The sequence below is a fragment of the Falsiroseomonas algicola genome, assembly GCF_011040385.1.
In the GTDB taxonomy this organism is placed as follows: domain Bacteria; phylum Pseudomonadota; class Alphaproteobacteria; order Acetobacterales; family Acetobacteraceae; genus Falsiroseomonas; species Falsiroseomonas algicola.
The window spans coordinates 167,947-188,930 of the sequence record NZ_JAAIKB010000007.1 but is presented as its reverse complement, the minus strand read 5'-3'; the positions used below and the strand labels follow the sequence as shown (position 1 = coordinate 188,930).

The 20,984-nt window shown below is 70.7% G+C and carries 20 protein-coding genes; 13 read left to right on the top strand and 7 right to left on the bottom strand.

All coding sequences use genetic code 11. From position 1 onward, the window contains the following. Position 1 precedes the first annotated feature (1 nt). The 6 genes from G3576_RS18270 to G3576_RS18245 are packed head-to-tail and all read left to right on the top strand — an operon-like array spanning position 2 to position 5,186. Complete coding sequence (locus G3576_RS18270) at positions 2–1,078, top strand: carbon-phosphorus lyase complex subunit PhnI (RefSeq protein ID WP_164695872.1); 1,077 nt, start codon at positions 2–4, stop codon at positions 1,076–1,078. Beyond that, positions 1,075–1,926 (top strand): alpha-D-ribose 1-methylphosphonate 5-phosphate C-P-lyase PhnJ, encoded by an 852-nt coding sequence (locus tag G3576_RS18265; protein WP_164695871.1) that lies wholly within the window; start codon positions 1,075–1,077, stop codon positions 1,924–1,926. Before G3576_RS18270 ends, G3576_RS18265 begins: the two co-directional genes overlap by 4 nt. Then, positions 1,923–2,681 carry a phosphonate C-P lyase system protein PhnK gene (phnK, locus tag G3576_RS18260; RefSeq protein ID WP_164695870.1) on the top strand — a complete coding sequence of 253 codons (759 nt, stop codon included), beginning with the start codon at positions 1,923–1,925 and terminating at the stop codon, positions 2,679–2,681. Before G3576_RS18265 ends, phnK begins: the two co-directional genes overlap by 4 nt. Beyond that, positions 2,678–3,376, top strand: coding sequence for a phosphonate C-P lyase system protein PhnL (gene phnL / locus G3576_RS18255; protein WP_164695869.1), 699 nt, complete (start codon positions 2,678–2,680; stop codon positions 3,374–3,376). The genes phnK and phnL overlap by 4 nt, the downstream gene beginning before the upstream one ends. Next, positions 3,373–4,515: an alpha-D-ribose 1-methylphosphonate 5-triphosphate diphosphatase gene (locus G3576_RS18250; protein ID WP_164695868.1), complete on the top strand. Its 1,143-nt coding sequence runs from the start codon at positions 3,373–3,375 to the stop codon at positions 4,513–4,515. The genes phnL and G3576_RS18250 overlap by 4 nt, the downstream gene beginning before the upstream one ends. Beyond that, positions 4,515–5,186, top strand: coding sequence for a DUF1045 domain-containing protein (locus tag G3576_RS18245; RefSeq protein WP_164695867.1), 672 nt, complete (start codon positions 4,515–4,517; stop codon positions 5,184–5,186). The genes G3576_RS18250 and G3576_RS18245 overlap by 1 nt, the downstream gene beginning before the upstream one ends. Here the strand turns inward: G3576_RS18245 and phnN are convergent. Next, positions 5,125–5,703: a phosphonate metabolism protein/1,5-bisphosphokinase (PRPP-forming) PhnN gene (phnN, locus tag G3576_RS18240; protein WP_164695866.1), complete on the bottom strand. Its 579-nt coding sequence runs from the start codon at positions 5,701–5,703 to the stop codon at positions 5,125–5,127. The two genes, G3576_RS18245 and phnN, sit on opposite strands and share 62 nt — an antisense overlap. A gap of 88 nt (positions 5,704–5,791) precedes the next feature. Here phnN and G3576_RS18235 point away from each other — a divergent pair, with 88 nt between their 5' ends. The 4 genes from G3576_RS18235 to G3576_RS18220 all read left to right on the top strand — a co-directional run bounded on the left by G3576_RS18235 (position 5,792) and on the right by G3576_RS18220 (position 9,438). After that, positions 5,792–7,579, top strand: coding sequence for a gamma-glutamyltransferase family protein (locus tag G3576_RS18235; RefSeq protein ID WP_164695865.1), 1,788 nt, complete (start codon positions 5,792–5,794; stop codon positions 7,577–7,579). Positions 7,580–7,668: 89 nt separating this feature from the next. Then, positions 7,669–7,977, top strand: a complete 309-nt coding sequence (locus G3576_RS18230; RefSeq protein ID WP_164695864.1) for a hypothetical protein — start codon at positions 7,669–7,671, stop codon at positions 7,975–7,977. A gap of 55 nt (positions 7,978–8,032) precedes the next feature. After that, positions 8,033–8,434, top strand: coding sequence for a hypothetical protein (locus G3576_RS18225; protein ID WP_164695863.1), 402 nt, complete (start codon positions 8,033–8,035; stop codon positions 8,432–8,434). Between the two features lie 35 nt (positions 8,435–8,469). Continuing rightward, positions 8,470–9,438, top strand: a complete 969-nt coding sequence (locus G3576_RS18220) for a Bug family tripartite tricarboxylate transporter substrate binding protein (protein WP_164695862.1) — start codon at positions 8,470–8,472, stop codon at positions 9,436–9,438. 60 nt (positions 9,439–9,498) lie between these two features. Here G3576_RS18220 and G3576_RS18215 read toward each other — a convergent pair whose 3' ends face one another. The 3 genes from G3576_RS18215 to G3576_RS18205 form a co-directional block, all read right to left on the bottom strand. Continuing rightward, the gene (locus G3576_RS18215; protein WP_164695861.1) at positions 9,499–11,169 is read right to left on the bottom strand and encodes a thiamine pyrophosphate-dependent enzyme; all 1,671 of its coding nucleotides are present in this window, start codon (positions 11,167–11,169) and stop codon (positions 9,499–9,501) included. Between the two features lie 96 nt (positions 11,170–11,265). Beyond that, positions 11,266–14,427 carry an efflux RND transporter permease subunit gene (locus G3576_RS18210; protein WP_164695860.1) on the bottom strand — a complete coding sequence of 1,054 codons (3,162 nt, stop codon included), beginning with the start codon at positions 14,425–14,427 and terminating at the stop codon, positions 11,266–11,268. Between the two features lie 26 nt (positions 14,428–14,453). Next, positions 14,454–15,566 carry an efflux RND transporter periplasmic adaptor subunit gene (locus tag G3576_RS18205; RefSeq protein ID WP_164695859.1) on the bottom strand — a complete coding sequence of 371 codons (1,113 nt, stop codon included), beginning with the start codon at positions 15,564–15,566 and terminating at the stop codon, positions 14,454–14,456. Between the two features lie 267 nt (positions 15,567–15,833). On the opposite strand from G3576_RS18205, the gene G3576_RS18200 reads away from it, so the two are divergent. Together G3576_RS18200 and G3576_RS18195 are read left to right on the top strand one after the other, a co-directional pair. Continuing rightward, positions 15,834–16,088 carry an Lrp/AsnC ligand binding domain-containing protein gene (locus G3576_RS18200; protein ID WP_164695858.1) on the top strand — a complete coding sequence of 85 codons (255 nt, stop codon included), beginning with the start codon at positions 15,834–15,836 and terminating at the stop codon, positions 16,086–16,088. 100 nt (positions 16,089–16,188) lie between these two features. Then, a complete protein-coding gene (locus G3576_RS18195; RefSeq protein WP_164695857.1) occupies positions 16,189–16,431 on the top strand; it encodes a hypothetical protein in 243 nt (80 codons plus the stop codon). A 27-nt stretch (positions 16,432–16,458) separates the two neighbouring features. Here G3576_RS18195 and G3576_RS18190 read toward each other — a convergent pair whose 3' ends face one another. The 3 genes from G3576_RS18190 to G3576_RS18180 all read right to left on the bottom strand — a co-directional run bounded on the left by G3576_RS18190 (position 16,459) and on the right by G3576_RS18180 (position 20,501). Continuing rightward, positions 16,459–17,955 carry an amidase gene (locus G3576_RS18190; RefSeq protein ID WP_164695856.1) on the bottom strand — a complete coding sequence of 499 codons (1,497 nt, stop codon included), beginning with the start codon at positions 17,953–17,955 and terminating at the stop codon, positions 16,459–16,461. Positions 17,956–17,968: 13 nt separating this feature from the next. Further along, positions 17,969–19,576, bottom strand: coding sequence for a gamma-glutamyltransferase (gene ggt, locus G3576_RS18185; RefSeq protein WP_164695855.1), 1,608 nt, complete (start codon positions 19,574–19,576; stop codon positions 17,969–17,971). 163 nt (positions 19,577–19,739) lie between these two features. Next, positions 19,740–20,501, bottom strand: coding sequence for an SDR family NAD(P)-dependent oxidoreductase (locus G3576_RS18180; protein WP_164695854.1), 762 nt, complete (start codon positions 20,499–20,501; stop codon positions 19,740–19,742). Between the two features lie 123 nt (positions 20,502–20,624). Here G3576_RS18180 and G3576_RS18175 point away from each other — a divergent pair, with 123 nt between their 5' ends. Next, complete coding sequence (locus G3576_RS18175; RefSeq protein WP_164695853.1) at positions 20,625–20,963, top strand: tRNA-binding protein; 339 nt, start codon at positions 20,625–20,627, stop codon at positions 20,961–20,963. The last annotated feature ends 21 nt before the right edge of the window (positions 20,964–20,984 follow it).

Below are 20,984 nucleotides of genomic sequence, written 5' to 3'. Positions count from 1 at the left end.
GATGTATGTCGCGACCAAGGGCGGCGAGAAGGCCATCGGCGCCGCCCATGCCTGGCTGGACGAGGTCCGCCGCGGCGATCCCGCGCAGCCCGAACTCACCACGACTCAGGTGGAACAGCAGCTGGGCCTGGCCGTGGACCGCGTGATGGCGGAGGGCTCCTGCCATGATCGCGGCCTGGCCGCGCTGGCGGTGAAGCAGTCCCGCGGCGACCTGATCGAGGCCGCCTTCCTGCTGCGCGCCTATCGCACCACCCTGCCCCGCTTCGGCGCCAGCCTGCCGCTGGACACCAACGCCATGGCCATCCAGCGGCGCATCAGCGCCACCTACAAGGATCTGCCAGGCGGCCAGGTGCTCGGCCCGACCTTCGACTACACGCACCGACTGCTGGATTTCCGGCTGGCGGCGGAAGGCGGACTGCCCGCCGGGGCGCCCCAGGGCGAACCGGACCCGTCGCCGACGCCCCGCGTGACCGAGCTGCTGGCCCAGGACGGGCTGATGCAGCGGGAGGCGCCGGAGGAGTCCGAGCCGGGCGATTTGACACGGCAGCCCCTGTCCTTCCCCGCCGACCGCCCGCTCCGCCTGCAGGCGCTGGCGCGGGGCGATGAAGGCTTTCTCCTGTCGCTCGGCTACTCCACCCAGCGCGGGTATGGCGGCAACCACCCCTTCGTGGGCGAGATCCGCATGGGCGAGATCGCGGTGGAGTTCGTGCCGGAGGAGCTGGGCTTCGCCGTGGACCTCGGCGACATCACCATCACCGAATGCCAGATGGTGAACCAGTTCAAGGGCAGCCGGACGGAGCCGCCGCAATTCACCCGCGGCTATGGCCTGGTCTTCGGCCATGGGGAGCGCAAGGCGATGTCGATGGCCCTCGTCGATCGCGCGTTGCGGTCGCCCGAACTCGGCGAGGGATCGGAGGCGCCGGCGCAGCAGCAGGAATTCGTGCTGAGCCACTGCGACAATGTCGAGGCGACGGGCTTCGTGGAGCATCTGAAGCTGCCGCATTACGTCGATTTCCAGTCGGAGCTGGAGAATGTCCGCACCATGCGCGCCGCTGCCATGAAGGAGCGCGGCGAATGAGCACCGATGCCGGCTACAACTTCGCCTATCTGGATGAGAGCACGAAGCGGATGATCCGCCGCGCGCTGCTCAAGGCCGTCGCCATCCCCGGCCACCAGGTGCCCTTCGGATCGCGCGAGATGCCGCTGCCCTATGGCTGGGGCACGGGCGGCATCCAGGTGACGGCCGCGGTGCTCGGGCCGCGCGACGTGCTGAAGGTGATCGACCAGGGCAGCGACGACACCACCAACGCCGTCTCCATCCGCGCCTTCTTCCGCCGCACCGCGGGCATCGCGACGACGGAACGCACGGCGGAGGCCACGATCATCCAGACCCGCCATCGCATCCCGGAACGCAAGCTGACCGAGGGCCAGATCCTGGTCTACCAGGTGCCGATCCCGGAGCCCCTCGCGCGGCTGGAACCGCGGATCGCGGAGACGCGGCGCCTGCACGCCATGGCCGATTACGGCCTGATGCATGTGAAGCTCTACGAGGACATCGCGAAGCACGGCCATATCGCGACCAGCTACAGCTACCCCGTGATGGTGAACGAGCGCTACCTGATGTCGCCCAGCCCCATCCCGGCCTTCGACAATCCGAAGATGCACATGATGCCGGCGCTGCAGCTGTTCGGCGCGGGGCGGGAGAAGCGGATCTACGCCGTGCCGCCCTACACCCATGTGCGGAGCCTCGACTTCGAGGATCATCCCTTCCGCCCCATCCGCGCGCCGCATGCCTGCGAGCTCTGCGGGTCGCGCGACACCTACCTCGATGAGGTGCTGGTGGACGACAAGGGCGGGCGCATCTTCGTCTGCTCCGACACCGACCATTGCCAGGAACGCCAGGCGATGAAGGAGGCCGCGGAATGAGCACGCCGCTCATGGAGGCGCGCGGCCTGCAGCTCCGCTTCGGCCGCGTCGCCGCGCTCGACGATGTCGCGATCGACATCCATCCGGGCGAGGTCGTGGCCATCGTCGGCGAGTCGGGCAGCGGCAAGACCACGCTGCTCCGCGTGCTGTCCGGCCTCATGCGCCCCGATGCGGGTGCGGTGACCTATCGCGGCGAGGATGTGCTGGCCATGCCGGAAGCGGCGCGGCGGCGCCTGATGCGCACGGAATGGGGCTTCGTGCATCAGAACCCGCGTGACGGCCTCAGGCTCGGCGTCACCGCCGGCGGCAATATCGGCGAAAGGCTGATGGCCGTCGGCGCGCGCCACTACGGCAACATCCGCGCGGAAGCGACGGAATGGCTGAAGCGCGTCGAGATCGACCCCGCCCGCATGGACGACATCCCAGGCAAGTTCTCCGGCGGCATGCAGCAGCGCCTGCAGATTGCCCGCGTGCTGGTGACGCGCCCGAAGCTCGTCTTCATGGATGAGCCGACCGGCGGGCTCGACGTCTCCGTCCAGGCCAGGCTGCTCGACCTGATCCGCGCACTGGTCGCGGACCTTGGCCTCGCCGTGCTGATCGTGACGCATGACATTGCCGCCGCGCGGCTGCTGGCGCATCGCATCCTGGTCATGCGCCAGGGCCAGGTGGTGGAGGAAGGCCTGACCGACCGCGTGCTGGACGATCCGCAGCACGCCTATACGCAACTCCTCGTCTCCTCGGTGCTGGCGGCATGACCTGGGTTCTGAAAGCGGAAAACCTCTCCAAGGATTTCCGCCTGCACCTCCAGGGCGGCGTCCGCATCCCTGTGCTGGATGACGTGTCGCTGACCGTCATGCCCGGCGAATGCGTGGCGCTGGCCGGGCCATCGGGCGCGGGCAAGTCCACGCTCATGCGCTGCCTCTACGGCAATTACGGCGCGGGCGCCGGGCGCATCCTGATCCGCCATGGGGGCGAGGTCGTGGACCTCGCCACCGCCGATCCGCGCCTGGTGCGCGCCATCCGCCGCGACACGCTCGGCTATGTCTCGCAATTCCTCCGCGTCATCCCCCGCATCGGTGCGCTGGATATCGTGGCGGAGCCGCTGACGGCGCGCGGCGTTACCCCCGACGCTGCCCGCGCCCGCGCACGGGACCTGCTGCTCCGCCTCAACCTGCCGGAGCGCCTGCATGGCCTGCCGCCCGCCACCTTCTCCGGCGGCGAGCAGCAGCGCATCAACCTTGCCCGCGGCTTCGCCGCCGACTACCCCGTGCTGCTGCTCGATGAGCCCACCGCCAGCCTCGACGCCGCCAACCGCCAGGTCGTGATCGGCGTGATCGAGGAGGCGAAGGCCCGCGGTGCCGCCCTCATCGGCATCTTCCACGATACGGAGGTCCGTGACCGGATCGCCGACCGCATTTTCGACGTTGCCCCCATCCAGGACGCCGCATGAGCCCCGAAGTCATTCTCACCAACGCCCTCCTCGTCCTGCCCAAGGAGGTGATGGAGGGGACCATCGTCATCCGTGGCGACCGCATCGCGGAGGTGCAGCCCGGCCGCAGCCATGCCGCGGGGGCGCAGGACCTCGGCGGCGACCACGTCATCCCCGGCATCGTGGACGTGCACACGGACAATCTGGAACGCCAGGTGCAGCCGCGCGCGACCGCGCGCTGGCCGTCGCGCTCCGCCATGATCGCGCATGACAGCCAGACGGCGGCGGCCGGCGTGACCACGGTGCTGGACGCGCTCTGCCTCGGTGACCTCGGCTTCGATGCGGGCCGGACCCAGACCTTCAGGGAAGGCGTGCAGGACCTCGATGCGCTGGCGGGCACCGGCCTGCTCCGCAGCGATCACTTCCTGCACCTCCGCTGCGAACTGCCCGCCGCGGACATGGTGGAGCTGGTCGATCCCGTCGCCGACCATCCGCTCGTGCGCATGATCAGCCTGATGGACCACTCCCCGGGTGTCGGCCAGTACCGGGATGTCGAGCGCTACCGGAAGATGCGCGTCCGCCAGCACAGCCTGACGCCGGAGCAGGTGGAGAAGCGCATCAACGAATTGCTGGAACAGCGCGGGCGGCTCCGCGAACCCCAGCGCCGCTGGCTGATCGACCGCGTGAAGCATCGCGGCCTGCCGCTGGCGAGCCACGACGACGCCACGCCGGAGGAGATCGCGGCCAATGCCGCGGACGGCATCATGATCAGTGAATTCCCCGTGGCGATGGAGGCCGCGGAGGCCGCCAAGCGCCTCGGCGTGCAGGTCATCGCCGGCGCGCCCAACATCGTCCGCGGTGGCAGCCATTCCGGCAACGTCGCCGCCGCCGATCTGGTGCGGGCCGGCGCGGTCGATGTGCTGGCCAGCGACTACGTCCCCCCCGCCATGATCGAGGCTGCCTGGCTGGCCGTCGGGCATGGCGACACGACGCTGCCCGATGCGGTGGCCATGATCACCGACCGCGCCGCCCGCATGGCCGGCTTCACCGATCGCGGCCGGATCGAGGCCGGGCTGCGCGCCGACCTGGTGCAGGTCCGCCCGCATGAGGGCCACGCGATCGTCCGCAAGGTCTGGCGCGCCGGGGAGCGCGTCGCCTGATGCGCGTCGCGCTCTACTGGGCGCCACGGCTGGAGGATCCGCTGCACCGCCTCGGCTCGCAATGGCTGGGTCGGGATACGGAAACCGGCGCGACGCTGCCCCAGCCCGCCCTGCCGGGCCTCGACATCGCGGAGATCACGGCGGACGCCCGCGGCTACGGCCTGCACGCCACGCTGAAGCCGCCCTTCCGGCTGCGCACCTCCTGGGCCGCGATGCGCGCGGATGCCATGGCGCTGGCCGCGCGCACGCGCCCCTTCGCGCTGCCGCCGCTGAAGCTCGCCGACCATCACGGCTTCCTGGCCCTGCTGGAATCGGAGAAGTGCCAGGCGCTGCAGGATCTCTGCGATGCCTGCGTCACCGGCCTCGACGCCCATCGAGAACCGCCCACGGACGCCGAGATCGCCCGCCGCAACCCCGCGCGGATGACGGAGCGGCAGCGCGAGCTGCTCCACCTCTGGGGCTACCACTATGTGCTGGACCAGTGGTGGTTCCACGTCACGCTGACGCGGCGCCTCTCGCCGGAGGAACGCGCCGTGGTCTGGCCGGCGCTGGAGGCGCATCTGGGCGGCGTGCCCGCGCAGCCCCGCCGCGTGACGGAACTCTGCCTCTTCACCCAGGCGGGGCCGGGCGCGCCCTTCCTGCTGGCCGAGCGTCTGCCGCTGCTCGGCTGAGCGCGGCCAGCACATCCTCGACGCCCGCCTGCACCGGGCCGTCATTCATCACCGTCACCACATCGAGCCCGGCGGGCAGCGTCACCTCCCGCGCCAGCCGGGCCTCGATATCGGCGGCCTTCTCCCGCCCCCGCGCCAGCAGCCGCGCCGTCAGCACCGGCAGCGGCGCGGTGATTCGCAGCACGCGGAGCTGGTAGCGCGCATCGGCATCCGCCAGCACGCCGCGCGACAGATTGGCGATGACGACGCGGCCCGCCGCCATCTCGGCCTCGATGGCGCGGGGGATGCCGTAGGACAGGCCATGCGCCTCCCACCACAGCGCGAAGCCGCCGGCCTCCCGCCGCGCGGCGAAATCGGCGGGCGTCATGGCCTCATGATCCTCGCCACCGGCCTCTGCAGGTCGCGTGATCGCGCGGCGCGCGAAGACAAAATGCGCATCGCCGAGCAGCCGGTCCCGCGCCGCGCCCATCAGCGTATCCTTGCCCGCACCGGACGGGCCCACGACAGCAACCAGCATCGCCGGATCATGCACCGCAATATTGACCGCGCCGCTTCTGCCTGCGCCTATCCCACTACTCAAGACAGTTGCATGGGTCTGACACCGAATGTTCACGACGCGCCCCGAGATCGCCGGCACCTTCGGTGTCGTCGCCTCCACCCACTGGATCGCCTCCCAGGTCGGCATGTCGGTGCTGGAGCGTGGCGGCAACGCCTTCGATGCGGCGGCCGCGGCGGGCTTCACGCTTCAGGTGGTGGAGCCGCATCTGAACGGCCCGGGCGGCGACTGCCCCATCATCCTGCATGACGCCAAGGCGGGCGCGCAGCGCGTGGTCTGCGGCCAGGGCGTGGCGCCGGCGAAGCTGACCGTCTCCCACATCAAGGACGATCTCGGGCTGGACCTGGTGCCGGGCACGGGCTTCCTGCCCGCCATGGTGCCCGGCGCCTTCGATGCCTGGGCGCTGATGCTGCGGGACTGGGGTACCTGGTCGCTGCGCGACGTGCTGTCCTACGCCATCGGCTATGCCCGCCGCGGCGCCCACTACGTGCCGCGCGTCGTCGCCACGCTGAACACGGTGCGGCCGCTCTTCGAATCGGAATGGCCGACCTCGGCGGAGATCTGGCTCCGCAATGGCGGCCCCGTCGCCGGCGGCCTCTACGCCAACCCGACGCTGGCCGACACCTGGGAGCGCCTGCTGCGAGAGGCCGAGGCCGCCGGCCATGACCGCGTGGCGCAGATCGAGGCCGCGCGGAACGCCTGGTATGGCGGCTTCGTGGCCGAGGCCATCGGCGATTTCTTCGCGAAGAACGAGATGCTCGACACCTCCGGCCAGCGCCACCGCGGCGTGCTGACGGCGGACGACATGGCGCATTGGCGGGCGGGCATCGAGGCGCCGCTGAAGCGCGACTACCGCGGCACGACGCTGCTGAAATGCGGCGTCTGGTCGCAGGGCCCGACCATGCTGCAGACCATGGCGCTGCTCGAGGGTTTCGACATGGCGGCGATGGACCCGATGGGGGAGCAGTTCGCCCATACGGTCATCGAGGCCATGAAGCTCGCCTTCGCGGACCGTGAGGCCTTCTATGGCGACCCCAACTTCGTCGACGTCCCCATCCATCACCTGCTCTCCGACGCCTACAACGAGGAACGCCGCAAGCTGATCGGCGAGGCGGCGTCCATGGAGCTGCGCCCCGGCAGCCTGCCCGGCATGGCCACCCCCTGGGTGGACCACAATGCCGCCGCCCGGACGGAACTGCTGACCCGCGCGCCCGGCGCCGGGGAGCCCACCGTCTCCCGCCTCGGCGCCTCGGGCGGCGACACCTGCCACATCGATGTCATCGACGCGCAGGGCAACATGGTCTCCGCCACGCCGTCCGGCGGCTGGTTCCAGTCGTCGCCGGCGATCCCCGGGCTCGGCTTCTGCCTCGGCACGCGCGGGCAGATGTTCTGGCTGGACGAGTCGCTACCGAACGGCCTGAAGCCGGGCAAGCGGCCGCGCACGACGCTCTCCCCCGCCATGGCGCTGAAGGACGGCCGCCCCTGGCTCAGCTTCGGCACCCCGGGCGGAGAGCAGCAGGACCAGTGGCAGCCCATCATGTTCAGCCGCATGGTGGACCACGCGCTGACCATCCAGCAGGCGATCGACGCGCCGAGCTTCCACACGGAACACTGGCCCTCCAGCTTCTGGCCGCGCGTGGCCAAGCCCGGGAAGGTCGTGGTCGAGGGCCGCTACCCAGCCGAGATCGCCGAAGCCCTCAAGGCGCGTGGCCACCTGGTCGAGGTGGGCGGCGAGTGGTCGGAAGGCCGCCTGACCGGCGCGCGGCAGGAGAGCGACGGCCAGCTCTTCGCCGGCGCCAATCCTCGCGGCATGCAGGGCTACGCCGTCGGGCGCTGACGCGGCCGTGACGCCCGGTTGAATTGACCGGGCGCCGGGCCGGTTGCAACGGTGCGGCCATGCCGGGACGACGGGGATTCGCGTGGGGCTTGCTGCTGGCGGTCGCCGCCTGCGCGCCCGTTCCAGCGCCTCGGCCCCCGGCACCCGCCCCGCCGCCCGCCCCCGCGCCGCCGCCGACCCTCGCCACCCGGGTGCGGCGTGAGGCCTGGCTGACCCGCTTCTGGGAACAGCTGACCCCCGCCCAGCGCCGCCGCGTCCTGGCCCGCATGCGCCGGGGCGAAACGCCGGTGGCAAGGACGGAGGCCGAGGCGGCGCCGGTCTGGGACGGGCTCGGCCTGCCGGAGCGGAATGCGCTGGTCTTCGGCGCCGGACTGCCGCGGCCCTCGCCGCCCGATTGATTCGCTGGCATCCGGGCCCCCGCCCCTGCCATGGTCCCTGGAAGGGAGCCCCGCCATGCTGAGAGTCCTTCTTCTTCTCCCCCTGCTGCTGCTGTCGCCGCCCGCCGCCGCGCAGCGCGCCGCCCCGGACCTGTCCTGGGTGGAGCGCGAATGGTCGGCGCTCGATTCCCAGCAGCGCGGCCGCGCCGTGCGCCGCTTCGGCCGCGACCTGGAACGCGATGCCCGCCCCGACCGGCCGGAGATGCAGGCGCGCTGGGATGCGATGACGCCGGGCCAGCGCCGCGAACTCATGCTGGGCCCGACCCGCGCGACGCGGGAGGCGCGCGGCACGCCCCCGCGGGCTGAGAGGCTGCCGCGCCCGCCGCCCGCCGCGCCGCGCCCGGGCCTGGTGGCACCGCCGCCCGCCGCGCCCTCCGTTCCGCAAGGCGCTTTGCGGCCGAACCTTTCCAGGGCTTAATTCCCGCGTCCACAACGATTCCGGGAATCCCGCCCATGATCCGCCGCCGCGCCCTGCCTGCCCTGGGTGCCTCCCTGCTCGCCATGCCTGCCCTGGCCCAGGCCCCCTGGCCCGCGCGCCAGATCCGCCTGGTGGTGCCCTATCCCCCGGGCGGCGCCAGCGACATCGCCGGCCGGCTCCAGGCGCAGGTGCTGCAGGAAGGGCTCGGCGTGCCGGTGGTGGTGGACAACCGCGCGGGCGCCGGCGGCACCATCGGCACGGCGCATGTCGCGCAATCCGCCCCCGATGGCTACACGATCATGATGGCGAGCCCGTCCAGCCACCTCGGCGCGCCGCTGCTGTTCAAGACCCCGGGCTATGAGGGTGTGGACGACTTCACCGCCATCGCCACCTTCGCCACCGGCACGGCCATGGTCTGCGTCACCAACAGCCTGCCGGTGCGCAACATCCAGGAGCTGATTGCCTATGCCCGCGCCAATCCGGGGAAGCTGAACTACGGCAGCGCCGGCGCGGGCGGCGCCAACCACATGCTCGGCGTGCTGTTCATGCAGCGGACCGGCGTCGAATTGACGCATGTGCCCTATCGCGGCGCGGCGCCGGCGCTGGCTGACCTCATCTCCGGCAACATCCAAGTGGTGTTCGACAGCTTCTCCGGCGTCATCCCCGCCGTGCGCGCGGGCCAGGTGCGGGCGCTGGCCGTCACCAACCCCACGCGCTGGCCCCTCGCGCCGGAATTCCCGACCGTGCAGGAACAGGGCGTGCCCGACTACGACCTGCCGAGCTTCTCCGCCGTGATGGGCCCGCGCGGCATCCCGGAGCCGATCGTGGCGCGCATGAACAGCGTCATCAATGAGGGGCTGAAGAACCCGCAGCTGGTGGAGCGCCTGGCCGCCAACGGCAACGCGCCCTTCCCCAGCACGCCGGCGGAGTTCGGCACGCTGATGCGCACGCAGCGGGCGCTGTGGCAGGGGCTGGTGCGGGCCACGGGCCTCCAGCCGGAGTGAGCTGGGCGGGGGCGCCGCGCGGCGCCCCCGATCACCCTGCCTGAGCGCCTCGGCGCGCCCCTACTTCGTCGCCTGCGCCCGAAGCTGCGCAATGGTCGCGCGGTTGGTCACCTGCTCCGGGTTCATCCGCACCTCGATGATCGCGGGCTTGCCGCTGGCCTTCGCGCGCTGGAAGGCCGGCACCATCTCCTCCGTCGTCTCCACGACTTCGCCGTGGCCGCCGAAGCTTTCGATGAACAGGCGGAAATCGGGGTTGGTCAGCGCGGTGCCGGAGACGCGGCCGGGATAGGTCCTCTCCTGGTACATGCGGATCGTGCCGTACATGCCGTTGTTGAAGACCATCACGATGGGCGCGGCGCCGTGGTGGAAGGCCGTCGCGATCTCCTGCCCCGTCATCAGCGCGCCGCCATCGCCGACGAAGCACAGCACCGTGCGGTCGGGATGGGTGATCGCCGCGCCGATCGCGGCCGGGATGCCATAGCCCATGGCGCCGTTGGTCGGGCCGAGGAAGTCCTGCTTCTCCGACACATGCATGAAGCGCGTCGGCCAGGTGGCGAAGTTGCCGGCATCCGTCGTGAAGATCGTGTCGGCGGGCAGCACCTTCTCCAGTTCCTGCAGCGCCACGGCGAGGTTCAGCGAACCCTCATAGGACGGCGCCTTGGCCTGCGCCTCCCGCGCCTTGCGCACCTCCGCACGCCAGCCCGCCCAGCGGGGCGAGGCCACCGGCGGCAGCGCGGCCGCGCTGGCCGCGAAGGCGTTGAGGTCGGAGACGATGCCGAGCGCGGGGCGATAGACGCGCCCGATCTCCGCCTGGTCGGGGTAGACATGGATGATGGGCTTGGAGCCCGCCATGTCGAAGATCGTGTAGCCCTGGCTCACCGGCTCCCCGATCCGCGTCCCGATGGCCAGGATCAGGTCGCTCTCCTTCGCCTTGGCCACCAGCCCGGCATCCGCACCGACGCCGAGATCGCCCGCGAAATGGGCGGAGGTGCCGTCGAACAGGCCCTGCCGGCGGAAGCCCACGGCGACGGGGATGTCGTTGGCGGTCAGGAACTTCGCGATATCGGCGCGGCCCTGGTCGGTCCAGCGGCTGCCGCCCAGGATCGCCAGCGGCTTCTCCGCCTTCTCCAGCATCGCCATCAGGCGCGGCAGCGCATCCGGCGCGGGATGCGGCGGCAGCACGGGGGCCGGGCCGATATCCACGGCCTCCACCAGATGCTTCTGCATCTCCTCGCTCAGCGCCACCACCACGGGGCCCGGGCGGCCGCTGGTCGCGACGTCGAAGGCATGGGCCATCAGCTCCGGGATGCGCGCGGCCTCGTCGATCTGGGTCACCCATTTCGCGATGGGGCCGAAGAAGCGGCGATAGTCCACTTCCTGGAAGGTCTCGCGATCCGTCTCGTTCATCGGGATCTGGCCGACCAGCAGCACCAGCGGCGTGCTGTCCTGGAAGGCGACATGGACGCCGATGGCGGCATGGCAGGCGCCGGGCCCGCGCGTCACGACCGCGACGCCCGGCCGCCCCGTCAGCTTGCCATGGGCTTCGGCCATGTGGACGGCCCCCGCCTCGAACCGGCAGGTGACGAGTTCGACCCGGTTGCGCTGGGCATAGAGGCCGTCGAGCAGGTCGAGATAGCTTTCGCCGGGCACCGCGAAGACATGCGTCGCGCCATTCGCGACCAGCGCATCCGCGAGCAACTGACCCCCGGTCCGAGCCTCGATCCCTGCCACTGCTGGCCTCCCCTTCGAACTGACCGAAGGGGTTTAAAACAGAAGCGGCCGCCGGGCTATCCGGCGGCCGCCTCGCCGTGTCGCGGAAGGGCCTGGCTATTCCGCCGGCGCAGGATGCGGCTTGCCCGCGCCACGCTCCAGCTCCGCCAGCTTGGCCGCCACGGCGCCGATGGGCTTGGTGAAGGGCGCCAGCAGCAGGTACAGCGCCGGCACGGCGTAGAGCGTGATGAAGGTGGAGAAGGTGACGCCGCCCACGATCACGATGCCCAGCGCCTGCCGGCTTTCCGCCCCCGCCCCCGTCGCCATGGCCAGCGGCACCGCGCCGAAGACGGTCGCGATGGAGGTCATGAGGATCGGCCGCAGCCGCACGACGGAGGCTTCCAGCACCGCGTCATGCACGGAAAGCCCGCGGTCCCGCAGCTGGTTGGCGAATTCCACCACCAGGATGCCGTTCTTCGCCATCAGCCCGATCAGCAGGATCATGCCGATCTGGCTGAAGATGTTGAGCGTGCCGCCGGTGAAGTGCAGCGCGAGCAGCCCGCCCGTCAGCGCCAATGGCGTGGAGAGCAGGATGATCAGCGGGTGGATGAAGCTCTCGAACTGCGCGGCCAGCACCAGGAACACCACGAGCAGCGCCAGCGCGAAGGTCACGTAGAGCGCGCCGGAGCTTTCCTTGAATTCCAGGCTCTGGCCCCGGTAGCTGATGCGCGTTTCCGGCGGCAGCACGTCCCGCGCCGTCTGTTCCATGAAGGCCAGCGCCTCGCCCAGCGTGTAGCCGGGCGCGAGGGAGGCGGTGATGGTGATGGCCCGCACTCGGTCCTCGCGCGCCAGGCTCTGCGGCCGCGCCCGCTCGCTCAGGGTCACGACGTTGGACAGCGGCACCAGCGCCCCCTGGGAGGACCCGCTGCCCGCGATCAGGCCGAGCTGCCCGCCCGCACTGGTGCGGACGAAGATGTTCTGCAGGTCATAGGGTGTCGCGCGGTCCTGTTCCCGCGCCTGGACCAGGATCTTGTACTCGTCGCCGCCCTCGACGTAGGTGCCGACCTCCCGCGAGCCCAGCATCGTCTCGATCGTGCGGCCGACGGCCTGGATGGAAAGACCCATCTCGGCCGCCTTGCGGCGGTCGATCTCGACGCGGATCTCGGGCTTGGTCTCGCGGTAGTTGCTGTCCAGGTTCTGCAGGCGCGGGTTCTGCCGGGCTCGTTCCAGGAAGCGGTCGCGCCACTGCACCAGCGTGTTGTAGTCCGACCCGCCGATGACGAACTGCACCGGCGGCTGGAAGCCGCGCTGGCCGAGCGAGGGCGGGTTCAGCGCGAAGGCGCGCACGCCCGGGATGGCGAGGAGCTGCGGCATCATCTCCGCCGCGATCGCCTGCTGCTTGCGGTCCCGCTGGTCCCAGGGCGCGAGGCGCATGAAGATGTTGGCGACGTTGGACTGCGCCGGCCGCTGGAAGCCGCCGATGGTCGCGAACTGGCTGTCCACCTCGCCGCGTTCCACGAAAGGCTGCAGGATGCGCTCGACGCGCACCACCTGTTCGCGGGTATAGGCGAAGGAGGCACCCTCCGGCCCCGTGGTCGGGATGATGATGGTGCCGCGATCCTCGACCGGGGCGAATTCCTTGGGGAGGATGTTGAACAGCACCACCGCCAGGCCGCAGAGCACGCCGGAAACGCCGAGCGTGATCAGCGGCGCGGCCAGCGCGCGCTTCAGCGTGGTCCGCAGCACCCAGTTCATGCCGAGAAAGAAGGGCTCCGTCCAGCGGATGAGGCGGCTTTCCCCCTCATGCGCCTTCAGCAGCTTGGAACACATCATCGGCGTCAGCGTCAGCGCGATGAGGCCGGAGAAGATGACGGAGGCCGCCAGCGCGAAGCCGAATTCCGTGAAGAGCCGCCCCGTGTTGCCGCCCATGAAGGACAGCGGCACGAAGACCGCCACCAGCACCAGCGTCGTCGCGATGACGGCGAAGGCGATCTCCCGCGATCCGCGGATGGCCGCCAGCAGCGGCTCCTCCCCCTCCTCGATCCGGCGATGGACATTCTCCAGCACCACGATGGCGTCATCGACGACCAGGCCGATGGCCAGCACCAGGCCCAGCAGCGTCAGCACGTTGAGCGAGAAGCCGAGCGCGGCGAGTGCGGTGAAGGAGGCGATGAGGGAGACCGGGATGGCGACCGCCGGGATGATGGTGGCGCGCCAGGACCGCAGGAAGAAGAAGATGACGATCACGACCAGCGCCAGCGCCACCATCAGCGCATGCTCGACCTCATAGATCGACCGCGCGATGAAGGTGCTCTCGTCATAGCCGATCACCACCTCGACGCCGTCGGGCATGGAGGCGCGGATGCGCTCCACCTCCGCCTTCACGCCATCGGCGACCGACAGCGTGTTGGCGGTGGATTGCCGCAGGATGCCGAGGCCGACGCCGGGCTTGCCGTTGATGCGGTATTCGCCGCGCGTATCCTCCGGCGCCACCTCCACCTGCGCGACGTCGCCCAGCAGCACCTGCCCGCCCGAGGCACGCGCGAGCACGAGGCCGCGGAACTGCTCGGGCCGGCTCATGCGCGTATCGGTGCGGACCGTCAGCTCGCGCGCCGTGCTCTCGATGCGCCCGCCTGGCAGTTCCACATTCTCGCGCCGGATCGCGTCCTCCACGTCCTGCACCGTCAGGCCGCGGGCCGCCAGCGCCTGGCGGTCCAGCCAGATCCGCATGGAGGGCTTGCGTTCGCCCAGCACGAGCACCTGCGCCACGCCCTCGACGATGGCGAGGCGATCGACGAAGCGGCGCCGCGCCACTTCCGTCAGCTCCATCGGCGACAGCGCCTCGGACACCAGCGCGACCCAGAGGATCGGCCGCGCATCGCCATCGACCTTCTGCACCACCGGCGTGTCGGCCTGTTCCGGCAGGCGCGCGAGCGACCGCGCCACGCGGTCGCGCACGTCATTCGATGCGGCGTCCACGTTGCGGGTGAGGCGGAACTCGATGGTGATCTGGCTGCGTTCGTCGCGCGACTGGCTGGTGATGAACTTGATGCCCTCGATCCCCGCGACGGCGGCTTCGAGGATCTCGGTGATCTGCGTATCGACCACGGCCGCGGAGGCGCCGCGATAGGTGGTGGTGACGGAGACGACCGGCGGGTCGATGGCGGGGTATTCGCGCACGGGCAGGCGCATCAGCGCCGCCAGGCCCAGCACCATCAGCATCAGGCTGATGACCATCGCGAAGACAGGTCGCTTGATGGAGACGTCGGAAAGCACCATGGCCGGTTATCCCGTCTTGCAGCCGGTCAGGAGGTCGGGCGGGTCAGCGTCTCTGTCACGCGCACGGGCGCGTCGTTGCGCAGGCGCTGGATGCCGCGGACCACGACATGGTCGCCCTGCTGGACGCCCGACAGGACCTCGACCTCCCCCTGCAGGCGCTGGCCGACGCGGATCTCGACGCGCCGCGCGCGATTGTCGCGGATCACGTAGACGAAGTTGCGGTCGCCGAGGGGATCCAGCGCCTCCTCCGCCACCAGCAGCGCATCCTCGCGCCGGTTCAGCACCAGCTCCACCGTCATGAACAGGCCGGGCTTCAGCGCCTCATCGGCATTGTCGAATTCGCTGACGACTCGGACCGTGCGCGTATTGGTGTCGATGCGCGTATCCACCACGGCGACGGTGCCGGTGAAGCGCCGGTCGCCGAAGGCGGTGCTGCGCGCGACCACCGTGCTGCCTTCCCGCACCCGGGCGACGAAGACCTCCGGCACCGCGAATTCGACGCGGACGCGGGAGATGTCATCCAGCGTCGTGACCAGCGTGCCCGGCTGCACCAGCGCGCCCACGCTGACCTGGCGCAGGCCGACCCGGCCGGAGAAGGGGGCGGCGACGCGCAGCTCCTCCAGCCTGGCCTGGGCCTGGCGGACCCGGCCCTCGGCCTGGCGGGCCACGGCCTCCAGCGTTTCCAGCCGCTGGGCGGCGATGCTCTGGCCGGGCTGCAGCTGGCGGGCGCGAATCACCTGGCTGCGCGCATCGTCGAAGAGCGCGCGCGCCTGGTCGAGCTCCGCCCGCACCGCGGCGGCTTCCAGGTCCACAAGCTGGTCCCCTTCCCGCACCCGCTGGCCTTCCTGGAAGCGGATGGCGGTGACGATGCCGGTGACCTTGGCGGTGATGGAGACCGAATCGCGCGCGCGGACCGTGCCGACGCTCTCCGCCCGGTCCACCACGGTGCCGACCCGCACGGGCGCCACGGCCACGCCGATCGGCCCGCCGCCACCACCGCGGGCAGCCGGGGCCGGCGCGGCCTCCAGCCCCACCAGGGCGAGCGGGCGCGGCAGGCCGACTTGCTCACCATAGATGTGCCACGCAGCCCCGAGCCCTCCGATGAGGGCCAGAACGGCGAGCTGGGAGGTTGTGCGCATGCGACCCCAGTCCTGACAGCATTGTTCTGGCCCGGCCCGGGAGGGGACGGGCGAGAGTCACGATCCCGCTACTCGTCAGTCCGGACAAAATGTCCCGCCCCTTGGGCAAGCCTACCCTGTCCGACCGCAGTTGACCCGCTTTGCGGCGGTTTGCAAGACGTAACGCTCAAATTTAGCCATGCAATGAACGTGCCGGGAACCCCGCCCTTCCCCGGCGCGCCGCGGCACGCCAATCTGGCCCCAACACCGTTTCATGGAGCCCCCGCGATGCGAGCCATCTTCGTCATGATCAAGTGCGAGATGGGCCGCGCCTATGCCGTGGCGCGGGAGATGGCGGACAGCATCTCCGAATTGTCCGAGATGCACTCGACCAGCGGGCAGTACGATCTGCTGGGCAAGTTCTACCTGGAGGCGGACCAGGATATCGGCCTGTTCGTGGTGGAACGCGTGCAGAGCGTTGCGGGGGTGAAGGACACCTACACCATCCAGACCTTCAACGCCTTCTCCGGCGGGCGGGCCTGACGGCGCCTTCGCGGCGCCACCATCGTCGCGGCGCCGCCATGATGCGGCCCCGCGCCCGCCCTGCCCAAGGGGGAAGCTTCCTGCCCAGGAGGTTCCCCCGATGCGCATCCTCGCCCCGCTCGCCCTCTCCGCTGCCCTGATGCTCGGCGCCTGCCAGAACCCGGACGGCACGGTCAACGTGCCGGCCAGCCTGGCGCTGGGCGCCGGCGTGGCGCTGGCGGGCATCGCCATCGCCTCGGCCAATGACCAGCCGAGGCACCGCCACTACGACCGGCACCCGTCCTACGGCCACCGGGGCTATGGCTACGAACGGGGCTACGACCGCGGCTATCGCCGCTGGTAGGCCTGGAGGCTGCGCAAGCGCAGCCCGCTACGCCCAGGACTTGAAGCTCGGCATGGCCGAGATCGGCGCCGCGGCAGTGAGCTTGGCGATATCGGGCACCGGGCGGGCGAGCGACGAATCGCCTGCGACGGCTTCCTCGATCGCCGCCGCGACGGCCAGCACAAGCGCGTCCCCGCCGCGCGGCCCCACGATCTGCAGGCCGAAGGGCATGCCCGCCTTGTCCAGGCCGAGCGGCAGGCTGACCGCGGGGTGGCCGACCAGCGTCACCGCATAGGCCATGGCCAGCCAGTGGAAGTAGGTGCGCGTCGGCTGGCCGTCGATCTCTGCCGGGTAGAGTTCCGACCAGGGGCGCGGGCTGATGGTGATGGCCGGCGTGATGATGATGTCGTGCTTCGCGAAGAAGCCCTGCCACAGCCGGTAGATGCGGGTCTGCTCCGTCGCCGCGCGGGCATAGTCGGCCAGGCTGTAGCGCAGCCCCTCCTCGACATTCGCCCGCACATTGGGGCCGACATCCTGCGGCCGCGTGCGGCATTTCTCCGCATGGCTGGCGACGAAGCTGGTCGCGCGCAGGATCTCGAAGGCCTCGTCGGTTCCGGCGCAGTCGGGGGTGGCTTCCTCGACCCGGCCGAAGAGCGGCGTCAGCGCGGCGACCCGCGACGCGAACACCTCCCGCACGTGGCGCTCGGTCGGCGCGAAGCCGAAATCGGGCGTGGCCGCGACGCGCAGCGCGCCGAGATCGACCTGCATCGGCGGGAACAGGTTGCGGTCCCCGCCCCGCACCCGCCGATCCGGCAGGGTGTAGGCCAGCGGGTCCAGCGCATCGTCATCCGCCATGGCGGAGAGCAGCAGCGCCGCGTCCCGCGCATTGCGCGCCATCGGGCCCAGCACCGGCAGCGGCGACCAGCCATGCCCGCGCCGCTCCGCCGGCACCAGGCCCGGCGAGGGCCGGAAGCCCACGATTCCGTTGAAGGCCGCGGGGTTGCGGAGCGAGCCCCCCGTGTCGCTGCCCGACGCGATCGGCACCATCCCGCAGGCCAGCGCCACGGCCGAGCCGCCGGAGGACCCGGCCGCGGAGCGCGTGGGGTCGAAGGGGTTGCCCGTGGCACCATAGACGAGGTTGCGGGTATTGGCGCCGGCGCCGAATTCCGGCGTGTTGGTCTTGCCGACGACGATCGCCCCCGCCTCGCGCAGGTTGGCGACCATCGCCTCGTCCCTCGTCGGGATATGGTCGGCGAAGATCGGGCTGCCCCAGGTGGTGCGGAGCCCCTTCGTCTCCTCCAGGTCCTTGATGCCGATCGGCAGCCCGTGCAGCGGGCCCAGCTTCGCCCCGGCCATGACCGCGGCCTCCGCCGCCTTCGCCCCTTCCCGCGCCCGGTCGGTATCCATCGCCACCATCGCGTTCACCGCGTGGTTCACGGCACCGATGCGGGAAAGGCAGCTGTCCAGCAGTTCCACCGGGGAGAGCTTGCGCGTGCCGATGAGGCGCCGCGCCTCGCCGGCGGAGAGGTCGCAGGGTTCGGTCATGGCCAGGATATCCTCAGTAGCCCATCGCGCAGCCATCCTTGCGGGGGTCGGAGCCCCCGACAAGGCAGCCGCGCTCGCGGTCGATCAGGATCGCCTGGCCGCCGCCATGCGGCTTGTCGATCAACTCGCACTCATGGCCGAGCCGGTTCAGGCGATCCAAGACCGAGGACGGGATGCCCTGCTCCACCTGCACCTTGCCGAGGCGCGGGAAGAGGCGCGGCGCGTCCAGCGCCTCCTGCACGTCGAGGCCATAGACGAAGTGGTTCACCAGGAAGTTGGTCTGGCCCATCGGCTGGTAGTGCCCGCCCATGACGCCATAGGGCATCACCGCCTGGCCGTCCTTCATCACCATGCCCGGGATGATGGTGTGCATGGGACGCTTGTCCGGCGCGATGCAGTTCGGGTGGCCTTCCTCCAGCCGGAAGCCGTAGCCGCGGTTCTGCAGCATCACGCCAGCCTCCGGCGCGTAGATGCCGCTGCCAAAACCCTCGAACAGCGAGTTGATGAAGGAGACGGCATTGCCGTCGCGATCGACGACGGAGAGGTAGACCGTGTCCTTGTGCTTCGCGAGGTCGGACTGCCCGGCCAGCGGCATCTCCGGCATGGCGCGGTCATCCCGCACCAGCCTGGCCAGCGCATCGAGGTAGGTGTCGGAGAGTAGATGCTCCACCGGCACCTCCACCTGGGACGGGTCGGCCAGGAAGGCGTCGCGGTCGCGATAGGCGAGGCGCGCGGCCTCGATGTGCCGGTGCAGGCGCTCGGTGCTCAGGAAGCCTTCCTCGGGGAAGCCGAGCTTGTCGATCAGCGCCAGCACCATCAGCGTGATCATGCCCGAGCCGTTCGGCGGGCACTGGAAGACCTCCATGTCGCGCCAGGCGCGCTTGATGGGATCAACGAAGCCGGCCACGGAGGCGCCGCGGGCGAAATCCTCCTCGGTGTGCGTGCCGCCGGCCTCGCGCAGGGTCTTCACCATGTCGGCGGCGATGGCGCCCTCATAGAAGGCCTTGGCGCCGTGCTTGCCGATGGCGCGCATGGTGGCGCCGAGCTTCGGGTTCACGAATTTGTCGCCCAGCGCGAAGGCCGCGCCATCCTTCAGGAAGTGCTTGGCGGCCGGGCCATGCTTGGCCAGCTTGCCGACGGAGCCTTCCCAGTCGCTGGCGACGCGGGCGGAGAGGAAGAAGCCGTTCTCGGCATAGCCGATGGCCGGCGCCAGGATTTCCTCCAGCGACTTCTTTCCATGCGCCTCGTTCAGCTTGGCCCAGGCGGAGATGGCGCCGGGCACGGTCACGGAATGGGCGGAGGTCGGCGACATGGCGGTGAGGCCCGAGGCGCGCAGCGCCTCCGGCGTCGCACCGCGCGGCGCGCGGCCCGACCCGTTCAGCGCGATCACCTGGCTGGAGCCCGCGGGCACATAGAGGCAGAAGCAGTCGCCGCCGATGCCCGTGCTCTGCGGCTCCACCACGCCGAGCACGGCGCAGGCCGCGATGGCAGCGTCCATGGCATTGCCGCCGGCGCGCAGGATGTCGAGCGCGGCCAGCGTCGCCTGCGGCATGGAGGTCGCGGCCATCCCGTTCGCGGCATAGACGGCGCTGCGGCCGGGGGCATGGAAATCGCGCTTCATCGATCAGGACCCTTGGACGTCATGGGAAGAGAGCAGGCGGCGTGGCTGTTTCCATGCAGCGCCACCGGAAAGGCGGCGTGGCGGTTGCCACGCCGAGGCGCCGAACGGCGCCCGCGGCCAGTGCCGCGCGCTTGAAAAACGCAGCAATGAGCGGCGCAGCCGCTCATTGCGCGCAGAAGCCGCCATCGATCAGCAGGCAGGTGCCGGAGACCATGGCGCTGGCCGGCGAGGCCAGGAAGACGATGGCGCCCATGATGTCCTCGACCGTCATGATGCGCCCCAGCGGCGTGCGGCGGATCTGGGCGTTCCGCACCTTCTCATCCGCCAGGAAGCCGGCCGTCAGCGGCGTATCCACGAAGCCCGGCGCAATGGTGTTCACCCGGATGCCCTTCGGCCCGAGTTCCACCGCCATGGCCTTGGTCAGCCCCTCGATCCCGTGCTTGGTCGCCGTGTAGACGCTCCGGTTCAGCCCCGCGACATGGCCGTTGACGGAGGAGAGGTTGATGATCGCACCCCCCTTCCCCTCCGCCGCCATCCCCTGCGCGACCGCCTGCGCCACGGTGAACATGGACCGCAGGTTGAGATCGAGCAGCGCATCCAGCGCGCCATCCTCCACCTCGAGGAAGGGCTGGCGGATGTTCGTGCCCGCATTGTTCAGCAGGATGTCGAAGGGGCCGGAGGCCTCCACCAGCGCGCGCACCGCCGTGCGGTCCGTGACGTCGAGCTGCGCCGCCCGGGCTGCGAGCCCTGCCTCGCCCAGTTCCGTCGTCAGCGCCTCCAGCTCATCCAGGCTGCGCGCCGCGGCCACCACCTCCGCCCCCGCGGCCGCCAGCGCCACCGCGCCCGCCCGCCCGATCCCCTTGCTCGCCCCCGTGACCAGGGCGCGCATGCCGTCCAGGCGGAAGGAGGGGGTCGTCGGCAGCATGAGGGTGCGGCTCGCCTTCTGTGTCGCGGGCCCCCGGCGGGGCTTTCCGGTCAATGCGCCGGGCAGGCCGGCCGCGCAAGTGGACCCCCTTCCCCTGTTGTCCGCCCCGCGGTAGGACGCGCCATGGAACCGATCACCTATGCCGATTTCGAGAAGGTCGAGATCCGCGCCGGCACGATCGTGGACGCGCAGCCGCACCCGACCGCCCGCAAGCCCTCGATCCAGCTCTGGATCGATTTCGGGGCGGAGATCGGCACGCGGAAGTCCGCCGCCCAGATCACCGTCCACTACTCGCCGGACCGGCTGATCGGCCGCCAGGTGATGGCGGTGGTGAATTTCCCGCCCCGCCGCATCGGCGGCTTCGAGAGCGAGGTCCTGGTGCTCGGCGTGCCGGATGAGAACGGCGCCGTCGTGCTGCTGAAGCCCGACCTGAAGGTGCCCGATGGCGGGAAGATGTTCTGACCGTGCCTGATTCAGAGGAAG

Coding starts and splice junctions, on each gene's coding strand:
- G3576_RS18270 (WP_164695872.1), top strand. CDS start 2: ATGTATGTCGCGACCAAGGGCGGCGAGAAGGCCATCGGCGCCGCCCAT.
- G3576_RS18265 (WP_164695871.1), top strand. CDS start 1,075: ATGAGCACCGATGCCGGCTACAACTTCGCCTATCTGGATGAGAGCACG.
- phnK (WP_164695870.1), top strand. CDS start 1,923: ATGAGCACGCCGCTCATGGAGGCGCGCGGCCTGCAGCTCCGCTTCGGC.
- phnL (WP_164695869.1), top strand. CDS start 2,678: ATGACCTGGGTTCTGAAAGCGGAAAACCTCTCCAAGGATTTCCGCCTG.
- G3576_RS18250 (WP_164695868.1), top strand. CDS start 3,373: ATGAGCCCCGAAGTCATTCTCACCAACGCCCTCCTCGTCCTGCCCAAG.
- G3576_RS18245 (WP_164695867.1), top strand. CDS start 4,515: ATGCGCGTCGCGCTCTACTGGGCGCCACGGCTGGAGGATCCGCTGCAC.
- phnN (WP_164695866.1), bottom strand. CDS start 5,703: ATGCTGGTTGCTGTCGTGGGCCCGTCCGGTGCGGGCAAGGATACGCTG.
- G3576_RS18235 (WP_164695865.1), top strand. CDS start 5,792: ATGTTCACGACGCGCCCCGAGATCGCCGGCACCTTCGGTGTCGTCGCC.
- G3576_RS18225 (WP_164695863.1), top strand. CDS start 8,033: ATGCTGAGAGTCCTTCTTCTTCTCCCCCTGCTGCTGCTGTCGCCGCCC.
- G3576_RS18220 (WP_164695862.1), top strand. CDS start 8,470: ATGATCCGCCGCCGCGCCCTGCCTGCCCTGGGTGCCTCCCTGCTCGCC.
- G3576_RS18210 (WP_164695860.1), bottom strand. CDS start 14,427: ATGGTGCTTTCCGACGTCTCCATCAAGCGACCTGTCTTCGCGATGGTC.
- G3576_RS18205 (WP_164695859.1), bottom strand. CDS start 15,566: ATGCGCACAACCTCCCAGCTCGCCGTTCTGGCCCTCATCGGAGGGCTC.
- G3576_RS18200 (WP_164695858.1), top strand. CDS start 15,834: ATGCGAGCCATCTTCGTCATGATCAAGTGCGAGATGGGCCGCGCCTAT.
- G3576_RS18195 (WP_164695857.1), top strand. CDS start 16,189: ATGCGCATCCTCGCCCCGCTCGCCCTCTCCGCTGCCCTGATGCTCGGC.
- G3576_RS18190 (WP_164695856.1), bottom strand. CDS start 17,955: ATGACCGAACCCTGCGACCTCTCCGCCGGCGAGGCGCGGCGCCTCATC.
- ggt (WP_164695855.1), bottom strand. CDS start 19,576: ATGAAGCGCGATTTCCATGCCCCCGGCCGCAGCGCCGTCTATGCCGCG.
- G3576_RS18180 (WP_164695854.1), bottom strand. CDS start 20,501: ATGCTGCCGACGACCCCCTCCTTCCGCCTGGACGGCATGCGCGCCCTG.
- G3576_RS18175 (WP_164695853.1), top strand. CDS start 20,625: ATGGAACCGATCACCTATGCCGATTTCGAGAAGGTCGAGATCCGCGCC.